The following is an 11,528-nucleotide window of genomic DNA, read 5'->3' as shown; positions in this document are numbered from 1 at the left end:
CCGGGGTGCGGCGCTCGAACACATCGCGCGGACCGATGCCGAGCCCGGACTCCCTGGCCCGGGTGGCGACGGCGACGGAGGTGAGGCTGTCGCCGCCGAGGGTGAAGAAGTCGTCGTCGGCGCCGGTGCCGGGCACGCCGAGCACGTCGGCGAAGATCTCGCACAGGAGCCGTTCCCGTTCACCGGAGGGTGGCCGCACCCCGGCCGCGGCGGCGACGGGCGGCGCGGGCAGGGCGTTGGTGTCGAGCTTGCCGCTCGGTGTCAGCGGCAGTGCTCCGATCACCAGGACGCGGCCCGGCACCATGGGCGCGGGGAGCACGCCGGCGAGCGCGGCGCGCAGGGAGTCTCCGTCCGGCGGCTCGGCCCCGGGTGCGGGTACGACGTAGCCGACGAGTGCGCCCTCGCGGGCGGTCACGGCCGCCCGGGCCACGCCCGCCATGCCGCCCAGCACCTCCTCGATCTCGGCGGGTTCGACGCGGTTGCCGCGGATCTTGACCTGCCGGTCGGTGCGCCCGAGGTACTCGACGGCGCCGTCGGCGCGGCGTCGCACCAGGTCCCCGGTGCGGTACATGCGGTCACCGGGCGCGCCGAAGGGGTCGGCGACGAACCGTTCGGCGGTCGGTCCCGGCCGGTCGTGGTAGGCGCGCGCCAGCTGGACGCCGCCGAGGTGGAGCTCGCCGGGCACCCCGTCGGGCACCGGGCGCAGGAAGGTGTCCAGCACGTACAGCCGGGTGTTCCACACCGGCCGTCCGATCGGCACGGTGACCTCGCCGCCCCCGTCGCAGGGGAAGTACGTCACGTCCACGGCGGCCTCGGTGGGGCCGTAGAGGTTGTGCAGCGGCACCGGGCCGAGCCCGGGGCGGGTGCTGAGGTCCCGCCAGCGTGCCGCGTCCGCTCCGGGGAGCGCCTCGCCGCTGCAGAAGACCCGGCGCAGGCTCGTCGCCCAGTGCGGCCCGGCCCGGTCCGGCTCCATCGCCCGGAGGAACGCGGCCAGCATGGACGGCACGAAGTGCAGGGTGGTGATCCGCTCGGTGCGGATCAGCTCGGCCAGGTGGGCCGGGTCCCGGTGGCCGCCGGGGCGGGCCAGGACGACGGTGGCGCCCTCCAGCAGGGGCCAGAAGAACTCCCACACCGACACGTCGAACCCGGAGGGCGTCTTCTGCAGTACCCGGTCGTCGGCGGCGAGCGCGTACTCGCCCTGCATCCAGGCGAGCCGGTTGACGATCGCCCGGTGGGTGATCACGACGCCCTTGGGGCGCCCGGTGGAGCCGGAGGTGTAGATCAGGTACGCGGGCCGGTCGGGACCGGCGGGCTCCGCCCGGGTGTCGGGGACGTCCTCGTCGGCGTCGGCGAGCAGGTGCTCGAGGCCGGGCACCCGGGGCAGCCGGCCGGAGGCCGCCGCGGTGGTCACCACGGTGCGGGCGCCGGAGTCGGCGAGCATGAACGCGACCCGTTCGGCGGGGTAGTCGAGGTCGACGGGCAGGTGGGCGGCGCCCGACTTGAGGACGCCCAGCAGTGCGATCACCAGCTCCGCCGACCGTGGTACGGCGACGGCGACGAACCGCTCGGGGCCCGCGCCGCGTGCCCGCAGCCGCCGGGCCAGGGCCTCGGCGCGCCGGTCGAGTTCGGCGTAGGTGAGCGTGACGCCCTCGAAGACGAGCGCCGCGGCGTCCGGGGTACGCGCCGCCCGTGCCGCGAACAGGGAGGCGAGGGTGGCGTCGCCGGGGACCGGGTGCGCGGTGGCGTTCAGCTCGGTGAGGCGCCGCTCCTCGCGCGGGGAGAGCAGGCCGGTACGGGCGACCGTACGGCCGGGTTCGGACACCAGGGTCCGTACCAGGCCGGTGAACCGGTCGGCGAGGCCTGCCACGGCCGTCCGGCCGATGCGTGTCGCGTCGTGCTTGAACCGCAGCCGCAGTCCGCCGTCCCCGGCCGGTCCGGCGATCAGCGCGAGGGGGTAGTGCACGGCGTCCAGGACGTCGACTCCGGTGACACCGAGAGTGTCCGCTGCGTGGTCTGCGGTGAGATCGGCGACCGGCTGGTTCTCGAACACGACCAGGGTGTCGAACAGTTCACCGCCGCCCGCGGCGCGCTGGATGTCGGCGAGGCCCAGGTGCTGGTGGTCCAGCAGCGCCGTGTGCTCGTCCTGGACGCGCCGCAGCAGCCCGGTGAGGGACTCGCCGGGCTCCAGGCGTACGCGGGCGGGGACGGTGTTGACGAACAGGCCGACGGCACGGCCGAGATCGCCTGCCCCGGCACTCCGGCCGGACACCGTGGTGCCGAACACCACGTCCCGGCTACCGGTCGTGCCGCCGAGGAGCAGGGCCCAGAGGCCGTGGACGACCGTACTCGCGGTGAGGCCGTGGGCGCGGGCGCGGGCGGTGAGCCGGGCGGTGAGCTCGTCGGGCAGCCGGATGTCGAGGTGCCCGGGCCCGGCGGGTCTCCGGTCCCCGTCGGCCGTCGCGAGGGAGTCGGCGAGCCGGGTGGGTCCCGGCAGTCCCGACAGCGCCCGCCGCCAGGCGTCGCGCGCCCCGTCGAGGTCCCTCGCGGCGAGCCAGGCCAGGTAGGGGCGCGGATCGAAGGGCTCCGGCAGTTCCCCGCCCCGGTGGGCGGCGAGCAGTTCGCGGTGCAGGACGGAGAGGGACCAGCCGTCGGCGACGATGTGGTGCAGGGTGAGCAGCAGGCGGTGGCGCCGGCCGTCCCGGATCAGGGTGGCCCGCAGCAGCGGTGGCCGGGCGAGGTCGAACGGCCGGGCACGGTCGGCCGCCAGGACGTCGTCCGCTCCGGACCCGTCGGTGTCGGCCACCCGCCAGGGCAGGGTCGCGCGTTCGGCGAGCCGCTGGACGACCCGTCCGTCGGGCAGCTGGCGGAACGAGGCCCGCAGCAGGGGGTGCCGGTCGAGCAGGAGCTGCAGTGTTCCGCGCAGCCGCTCGGGCTCGACCGGGCCCGCGAGGTCGAGGAGTTCCTGGACCAGGTACGGGTCGGCGGCGTCGGTGTCGTACCGCGCGTGGAAGAAGAAGCCCTCCTGGAGCGGGGACACCGGCAGGGCGTCCTCGTCCAGGCGTACCGGGGCGACGGGCGTCGCGGCGGTTCCGGCGCGGTCGGCGGCCCGGGCGAGAGCCGCCACGGTCCGCTGCCGGAACACCTCGCGCGGCGTGATCGTGAGCCCTGCCGCGCGGGCACGGTCGACGAGCCGGATCGCGACGATGCTGTCGCCGCCCAGTTCGAAGAAGCTGTCGTGGACCCCGGCCGAGGGCAGGCCGAGGATCTCGGCGAACAGTCCGGCGAGGATGCTCTCGGTCGGGGTGGCCGGCGCGTCGGTACCGCCGAGGGCGGTCCAGTCAGGTGTGGGCAGGGCGCGGCCGTCGAGTTTGCCGTTGGGCGTCAGCGGGAGCGGGCCGTCGAGGGCGACGACGGCGGACGGCACCATGAAGTCCGGCAGGGTGGCGGCCACCTGGGCCCTCGCGGCCGTCACGGCGGCGTCGTCCTCCGCGACGAGGTAGGCGACCAGGCGCGTCGCGCCCCGGTGGTCGTCACGCGGGAGGACGGCGGCCTGGCCGATGCCGGGGCAGGCCATGAGGGCGCTCTCCACCTCGCCCGGCTCGATCCGGTGACCCCGGATCTTCAGCTGGCCGTCGGCGCGGCCGAGGAACTCCAGATTGCCGTCGGCGGCCCACCGCACCCGGTCGCCGGTGCGGTACATGCGGGTGCCGGGTGTCCCGAACGGGTCCGCGACGAAGCGCCCGGAGGTCAGCGCGGCCCTGCCCAGGTAGCCGCGGGCCAGACCGCGCCCGGCGATGTACAGCTCGCCCTCGGCGCCCACCGGGGCCGGGCGCAGCGCGGTGTCGAGGACGTAGGCGCGGGTGTTGGGGTCGGGGCGGCCGATGGGGACGGGGCCCGGACGGCCCGGGTCGGCGAGCCACAGCGTGGAGTTGACGCTCGCCTCGGTGAGGCCGTAGGCGACGACGACCTTCAGCCGCCCGGCCCAGCGGGCGATCAGCTCGCTCGGCACCGCTTCGGTGCCGACGACGAGGACGGCCCCGTCGGGCAGTTCGCAGTCCCGCGGCAGTGCGGACACCAGGGACGGCGGCAGGATCATGTGGGTGGCGCGGTGCCGGGCGATGTAGTCGGTGAGGGCGGGCCCGGCGACGCGGCGCTCGGCGGGGACGAGGACGATCCGTCCCCCCACGCACAGGGACATGATCAGGTCCCAGACCGTGACGTCGAAGCCGACGGAGGCGAACTGGACGACCCGGCTGCCGGCGTCGACGCCGATCCGGTCGGTGGCGGTCGCGACGAGGCTGCCGACGCCGTCGTGGGTGACGACGACGCCCTTGGGGCGGCCGGTGGAGCCGGAGGTGTAGATGACGTACGCGGCCCGGTCGAGCGGGACGGGCAGGGCGAGGTCGCAGGTGTCCTGGGCGGCGCACGCGTCCGCCGTGGCCGGGTCGTCGAGCAGGACGCGGCCGACGGCGGGCTCGGCGGGGAGGCCGGCGTCCAGGGCCCGCACGGTGACGACGGTGCGGGCTCCCGCGTCGGACAGCATGCGGGCGATGCGGTCGCGGGGATGGCCGGCGTCCAGCGGCAGGTAGGCGGCCCCGGTCTTCAGCACCGCGAGGAGGCAGACGACGAGTTCGGGTGAGCGGGGCAGGGCCACGGCGACGACGTCCTCGGCCCGTACCCCGCGGGACACCAGGAGGCGGGCCAGCCGGTTGGCTCCGGCGTTCAGCTCCGCGTACGTCAGTTGCCGCTCCTCGCAGACCAGCGCGACGGCGTCGGGCGTCCGGCGGGCCCGGTCCTCGAACGCGGCGGGCCAGGTCAGGCCGGGCACCTCGCGCGGTGACACGCCGAGCTCGTCGAGCAGCCGGCCACGTTCCGCGCCGTCGGTGAGGTCGATACGTCCGAAGGGGCGGCCGGGGTCGCCGGCCAGGGAGTCCAGCAGGGTGAGGAAGCGGCGTTCGTGGTCGCGGAGGGTCCGTTCGCCGCAGACCTCGGCGTCCGCGTCGAGGTGCATGCGAAGGCCCCGTCCGTCCGGTGTCCGCACGAAGGTGAAGGCCAGATCGCCGGCCGGGCCGAGCCAGACCGGATGGAGTTCGGCCGTGTGGTCACCGAAACGCAGGCCGGCGGTGCCGGGGAGGATGTTGACGGTCGGGCCCACCAGCTCGGCGAGGCCGTCGGCGAGTCCGAGGTCCCGGGCCAGTTCCTCTGCCCGGTAGCGCCCGTGCTCGACGGCCTCGGCGACGACGCGCCCGGTCTCGGCCGCGAGTTCGGCTCCGGTCGTGCTCGGACGGACCGGTATCCGCAGGGGGACGACGTTGGACACCATGCCGGGCACGGCCGCGGTGCCCTCGTCCCGGCGGGCGGTGACCGGCAGGCCGAGGACGAGGTCCTGGGCGCCGGTGACCCGGTGCACGTAGGCGGCCACGGCGGTGATCAGCAGGCGGGAGGTGCGGACACCCGCGTCCCGGGCGGCGGCGTCCAGCCGGGCGGTGTCCCGCGCGCCGATCACGGTCGAACGCCGGGTCCGCCGCGTCATCGGCGCCGGAGCGCGCTCGACGAGGCGTACGGGCTCCGGGCGGTCCGACATCCGGTCGAGCCAGTGGGCGCGGTCGGCGCGGTGCTGTGCGGAGGCGCGGTACGCCCGGTCGGCCGTGACCAGGCGGGAGAGGGCCCGGCCGGGGGCGGCGGGCGTCCGCCCGGCGTCGGTGTAGATCCGCCCGGCCCGGCGGGTGAGGAGGGCGACGCCCATGCCGTCGAGGACGATGTGGTGGTAGCGCTGGTACCAGAGCACCCGGTCGTCGGTGAGCCGGAGCACCGCCTGGGCGAACAGCGGACCGTGAGCGAGGTCGGCGGGCCGGTCACGGTCGGCGTCCATCCACGCCGTGGCGGTCCGCCGCGGGTCGGGTTCGCCGCGGAGGTCGAGGACGGGCACCTCGAAGGGGACCCGGACGACCGTCTGCCGCGGCTCGCCGTCGCCGGCGGTGACGCGCACGTGCAGTGCCTCGGTCTCCTCGACGGCGCGGCGGACCGAGGCGGCCAGCCGGCCGGGGTCGACGTCGCCGCGCAGTTCGAGGACGAACGCGAGGGTGTAGGCCGAACCGTCCGGCTCGATCTGCTGGGCGAGCCAGATCCCGGACTGCCCGCCGGTCAGGGGCAGTGGTGCCCCGGTCGTCCGGTCCGACTCGGCGTCAAACATCGTAGGAGAGCCCTTCCCTGATGTGCGTCGGTGAGCAGGCGTGACGGTGGTGTTCCGGCGGGCCGGTGCGGCGGTCGGCGGGCCTGCCGGGGCCCGCCGGCCGCCGGCTTCACCTGACGGCCGTGAGCAGTGGCGTGATCTCCTCGATCGCGTAGGGGATCGACAGGACGGTGTTGAAGGAGAACGCAGCGCCGATGTCCGGGTCCTGGTAGGGGACGAACAGGTCGCGCCGGTCCTGGCTGACCTTCAGCTTCCGGTACAGCGGCTCCGCCTTGACGCGGTCGTCGGCGTCGGTGCCGGCGGTGACCCAGACCAGGCGGTCGACGTCGAGCACGTTCAGCTTCTCGGCGCTGAGTTCGGCCACGTTCCAGCCCGGCCTGGCCAGCTTGTCGATCTCCGGCTTCAGCTCGAAGCCCATGTCCTTGAAGAAGATCGCCTTGGGGTCCGTGCTGGTGAACGCCGAGTACTTGCCCGCCTCGAAGCTGTCGGCGACGGCCAGCGTCAGCTTCCCGAACTCCGGGTGTTGGTCACGGACCCGCTCGAACCGCGCGCCGATGTCCGAGATCAGCTTCTCGGCCTGGTGGTCCTTGCCGAGGGCCTTGCCGATCTGACGGGTCATCGCCTCCCAGGGCGCCCCGTAGTCCGGGTAGTCAATGGGCTGGGCCACGACGTCGGTGAACTTCGAGAGCGTGTCGTACTGCTCCTTCTTCATGCCCGAGTACTGGGCGATGACCAGGTCCGGCTGCAGGGCCGCGATCTTCTCCATGTTGTACTCGTCGCGCTCACCGACGATCTCGGGGGTGTCCGAGCCCCAGAGCTCCTTGGTCCAGGGCCACTTGCCGTAGGGCTTCTCCTTGAACCAGTCGACGGCGCCGACGGGCTCGACGCCGAGTGCCAGGACAGCGTCCTGGTCCGACAGGCCGAGCGTGACGACCTTCTTCGGCTCCTTCTCGATGGTCGTGCTGCCGTACTTGTGCTCGACCGTGACCGGGAACACCGCGGACCGCGCGCCCGCGCCGGACGACGACGAGGGGTCCTGCTCCGGGGCGGAGCCGCCGGTCCCGCCCCCACAGGCGGTGAGGGCGAGCGCGGCGACGGCGGCCACGACCGTCCTGGTGAGAGGTCCGGCGATCCGCGCCGGCGCGAGGCGTGTTCCAGTGGACACGTTGGTTCCTTTCACGGGATTTCACAGGGGTGCCGCGCCTGCCGGGCGCGAAGTCCCGGACTGTGCGCGGCGTTGTGTGGGGGAGCCGGATGCGGCGCTATCGGGAGGTGCCGATGCCGTCGGTGAGGGGCCGGTGGGTGCCGGAGGGGCCGGGTCCCCGGCCGAGGACCGAGTCCAGGATCTCGCCGACCCTGATCGCGATGTTGGACAGCAGGGAGGAGGTGATGCCGTGGGTGTGTTCGGTGCCGCCCTGCAGGTAGATGCCGCACCGCAGTTCGGGGCGGGCCGCCACGCGGTAGTCCCGCTCGACGCGGACCCGGCCCTCGTCGTCCCGGTGGCAGAGTCGGGCCGTCTCGCCCAGGAGTGCCAGACCGTCGGCGGGCAGGTATCCCGTGCCGTAGACCACGACGTCGGCGTCGAGCGGGGTCTTCTCGCCGGTGACCAGGGACACGACGGTGGCGTGGACCTTGTCCGGCGTCTCGGTGACGGAGGCGAGCCGGGAGACGTTGTGGAAGTGGAGCCGTTCGGTGCCCAGCACCTTCTCCTGGTACACCCGCCGGTACAGGTCCTCGATGAGATCGTTGTCGACCACCGAGTAGTTGGTGTTCCCGTGGTAGTCCATCAGGGTGCGTTTGACGTCCTCGGGTGCGGTGAAGTACTCGTCGACCGCCCCGGGGTCGAAGATGCGGTTGGCGAAGTTGCTGTCGTCGGCGGGGCTGTACCCGTAGCGGGAGAAGACGGCGTGCACGTCCGCGCCGGGGAAACGGCGGTGCAGATAGGCGACGTTCTCGGCGGCGCTCTGTCCGGCTCCGACGACGACGAAGCACGAGGGGTCGGTGGCCTCCAGGGCGTCGACCCTGCTCAGCAGGTCGGAGTTGTGCCAGACGCGGTCGGAGCGTTCGACGCCGTCCGGCATGCGCGGGCGCAGCCCGGTGCCGATGACCAGGTTGCGGGCCCGGTGGATCACCGGCCCGTCCCCCGAACGGGCCGTCACGTCGAGGTACTCCACCCTCCCGTCGCGCAGGACGGGCTCCACGGCGACCACTTCGTGGCCGTAGGACACCATGTCGTCGACCTTCGCCGCCGCCCACTCGAAGTAGTCGTGGAACTCCTTCCGGAGCGGGAAGAAGCTCTTGTGGTTGACGAAGTCGATCAGGCGTCCCCTGCTCTGCAGGTAGCGCAGGAAGCTGAATTCGCTGGCCGGGTTGCGCAGGGTCACCAGATCCTTGAGGAAGGACACCTGCATCGTCGCGTCGTCGATCAGCATGCCCCGGTGCCAGCCGAAGGTCCGCTGCCGCTCGAAGAAGTGGGCGGTGACCGCCTCCTGCCTCCCGACGCCGGCGTTGTGCTCGCTGAGCGCGATCGCCATCGCCACATTGGACGGGCCGAAGCCGATGCCTATGAGGTCGTGGACCGGTGATGCGTCGCCAGGAAGAACCTGAGCCATGTCACTCCCCTCGTGCGGGCGGCCGGTACTCCGGCCTCGGATGTGCGGGAGGAGGGGCGCGCCGAGCGGAACAGCGGACCCGCAAACTTAGGGAAGCCTAAGCTTCGTTCGCATGACTGTCGACAGGACAAATTGGGACAGTACATGAGTTCGAATTACTGACCGGCCATCAACTCCATTTCAGCAAGGGTCCGTTGTAATATTAGGTAAGCCTTGCTTTACTGACGGTGGCTCAGCCCCTGCCCGAGGAGGAACCGTATGCGGATCGTCATGTTCGGCTGTCAGACCTGGGGCCACCGCACCCTGCGGACCCTGCTGGAATCCGGGCACGACGTGGTGATGGCGGTGACCCACCCCAGGAGCGAGCACGCCTACGAGAGGATCTGGAGCGACTCGGTCGCCGGGCTCGCCGGGGAACACGGCATCCCGGTTCTGATCCGCGACCGTCCCGACGACGAGGAACTGTTCGCGCGGCTCAAGGACGCCGATCCGGACATCATCGTCGCCAACAACTGGCGGACCTGGATCCCCCCGCACGTCTACGGCCTGCCCCGGCACGGAACGCTGAACGTGCACGACTCGCTGCTGCCGAAGTACGCCGGCTTCTCCCCCCTCATCTGGGCCCTCGTCAACGGCGAGACCGAGGTCGGCGTCACCGCCCACCTCATGGACGAGGAACTGGACGCCGGTGACATCGTCCTCCAGCGCGCCGTCCCGGTCGGGCCCACGGACACGGCCACCGACCTGTTCCACCGGACCGTCGACCTGATCGCCCCCGTGACCACGGGAGCCCTCGACCTGATCGCCTCCGGGCAGACCGCGTTCACCCGGCAGGACCGCTCCCTCGCCAGCTTCTTCCACAAGCGGTCCCCCGAGGACAGCCGCATCGACTGGAACTGGCCCGCCGAGGACCTGGAACGCCTCGTCCGCGCCCAGTCCGCCCCCTACCCGAGCGCCTTCACCTTCCACCGGGGCCGGCGCCTCGAGATCCTGTCGTCCGTGGTGTCGCGGGGCCGCTACGGCGGCACACCCGGCCGGGTGTTCTACCGCGAGGGCGACGGGGTGGTGATCGTCGCCGGCGCCGACGCGCGTACCGGCCGCAACCACGGCCTGGCGATCACCCGGGTACGGACCGAGGACGGCCGGGAGCTGGGCGCGACCGAGTACTTCACCTCGATGGGCGGCTATCTCACCGGGCGCCCCTGAGACTTCCGGAGCAGCGGGCGCCGTCTGCGAGAATGGTGCGGTCCCGGAGCGCCGCGGTGTGCGGTGCCCGCCGCACGACTGGAGCACACACGGTGGCGTCACGGCACGCAGTCCCCCTCCCGTTCCCCGGGGACCGCCAGGACCTGCGGGCCGACTGCGCCTCCTGCTTCGGCCTGTGCTGCATGGCCCTGCCCTTCACCCGCTCAGCGGACTTCGCCGTCACCAAGCCGGCCGGGCAGCCCTGCGCGAACCTCCGCACGGACTTCCGCTGCGGCATCCACGAGCGGCTGCGCGGCGAGGGGTACGCCGGCTGCACCGTCTTCGACTGCTTCGGCGCGGGACAGAAGGTGTCCCAGGTGACCTTCGGCGGCACCGACTGGCGCGAGGCGCCGGAGACGGCGAGCGCCATGGCCGGGGTCTTCCCGGTCGTGCGGCAGCTGCAGGAGCTGCTGTGGTACATCACCGAGGCCCTCGGCCTGGCACCGGCCCGCCCCGTGCACAAGGAGCTGCGGCGGGCGCGGGACCGGGTCGACGCCCTGACCCGCGGCAGCGCCGAGTCGATCGCCGCACTGGACGTGAACGCGGTGCGGGGCGAGGTCAACGTACTGCTGCTGCGGGCCGGCGAGCTCGCCCGGGCCCATGTCCCGGGCCGCAGGAGGAACCATCGCGGAGCCGATCTCGTCGGCGCGAAGCTGTCCGGTGCCGGCCTGCGGGGGGCCAGTCTGCGCGGTGCCCTGCTCGTCGCCGCCGACCTCAGCGGAGCGGATCTGCGGGACGCGGACATGATCGGGGCCGATCTGCGCGACGCCGACCTCAGCGGCGCCGACCTCACCGGCGCCCTGTTCCTCACCCAGGCACAGCTGAACGCCGCGAGGGGCGACGCCGCCACCGTGCTGCCTCCCTCGCTCAGCCGCCCTGCCCACTGGTAGACGGCCGCGCCGCCCACGTTGCCGGTCTCACCGATCCCCTTGCCGGTACGAGGCCGGGCCGGACTCCGTGAAGCCGCACGGGAACGCGTCGCGGTCGAGGAACGCCCGCCGCGTCAGAGTCACTTCGCCGTGGTGGCCGGCGGTGCGCGGACCGTCGTCGTGCGTTGTGCCGCCCATGGGGGCGCCCTTCCGTACGGGCGGTCAGCCGGCCGCCGTGTCGAAGCGCAGCCTCACCTGTTCCTCGAGGCGCCGCAGGCTCGACTCCAGGGCGTCGCTCACCTGCTTCTCACCGGGGTCGTGGCTGTCCTCGAAGAACGACAGGTGCACCGTGACCTCGCTCGCCCCGCTGCCGATACCGGCGACCTGGAGCCAGCCGGTGTAGCTGCCCTGGTCACGTGTGCCCCATTCGAGTCGCATCTGTTCCCGCCGGGCGCGCAGCAGGGCGGAGGTGTCCTCGTCGGTACGGTCCTCGTGCACGGTGACGGCGGGCGGTTCCTCCGCGTGCACATGCAGTTCCCGGGGCAGCCAGTCCTCCATCTGGTCGATGTTCGCCGCCTGGTCGAAGACATGCTCGGGCTGTGCGGGCAT

The 11,528-nt window shown here is 73.1% G+C and carries 6 protein-coding genes; 2 read left to right on the top strand and 4 right to left on the bottom strand.

The features are described from left to right. The 3 genes from B9S61_RS06470 to B9S61_RS06460 form a co-directional block, all read right to left on the bottom strand. Nucleotides 1–6,193 (bottom strand): non-ribosomal peptide synthetase (locus B9S61_RS06470; RefSeq protein ID WP_146064734.1); only part of this gene is annotated, 6,193 nt, incomplete at its 3' end. Between the two features lie 109 nt (nucleotides 6,194–6,302). Further along, complete coding sequence (locus B9S61_RS06465; protein ID WP_103541359.1) at nucleotides 6,303–7,358, bottom strand: iron-siderophore ABC transporter substrate-binding protein; 1,056 nt, start codon at nucleotides 7,356–7,358, stop codon at nucleotides 6,303–6,305. Nucleotides 7,359–7,455: 97 nt separating this feature from the next. Then, a complete protein-coding gene (locus tag B9S61_RS06460; protein ID WP_103541357.1) occupies nucleotides 7,456–8,805 on the bottom strand; it encodes a lysine N(6)-hydroxylase/L-ornithine N(5)-oxygenase family protein in 1,350 nt (449 codons plus the stop codon). Nucleotides 8,806–9,063: 258 nt separating this feature from the next. Here B9S61_RS06460 and B9S61_RS06455 point away from each other — a divergent pair, with 258 nt between their 5' ends. Next, nucleotides 9,064–10,011 (top strand): methionyl-tRNA formyltransferase, encoded by a 948-nt coding sequence (locus tag B9S61_RS06455; RefSeq protein ID WP_103541355.1) that lies wholly within the window; start codon nucleotides 9,064–9,066, stop codon nucleotides 10,009–10,011. 92 nt (nucleotides 10,012–10,103) lie between these two features. Next, nucleotides 10,104–10,940 (top strand): pentapeptide repeat-containing protein, encoded by an 837-nt coding sequence (locus B9S61_RS06450; RefSeq protein ID WP_258039572.1) that lies wholly within the window; start codon nucleotides 10,104–10,106, stop codon nucleotides 10,938–10,940. A gap of 201 nt (nucleotides 10,941–11,141) precedes the next feature. On the opposite strand, the gene B9S61_RS06445 is transcribed toward B9S61_RS06450, so the two are convergent. After that, the coding region (locus B9S61_RS06445; protein WP_103541351.1) for an SRPBCC family protein at nucleotides 11,142–11,528 on the bottom strand (387 nt) is incomplete at its 5' end.

Origin of the sequence: Streptomyces sp. SM1, from assembly GCF_002910825.1 — a bacterium.
Classification (GTDB): Bacteria; Actinomycetota; Actinomycetes; order Streptomycetales; family Streptomycetaceae; genus Streptomyces; species Streptomyces okerensis.
The sequence above is the reverse complement of the archived record's forward strand: the minus strand, read 5'-3'. Positions and strand labels throughout refer to the sequence as shown.

Bases quoted from the DNA above. Each gene is read 5' to 3' on its own strand.
- B9S61_RS06455 (WP_103541355.1), top strand. From the start codon at position 9,064: ATGCGGATCGTCATGTTCGGCTGTCAGACCTGGGGCCACCGCACCCTG.
- B9S61_RS06460 (WP_103541357.1), bottom strand. From the start codon at position 8,805: ATGGCTCAGGTTCTTCCTGGCGACGCATCACCGGTCCACGACCTCATA.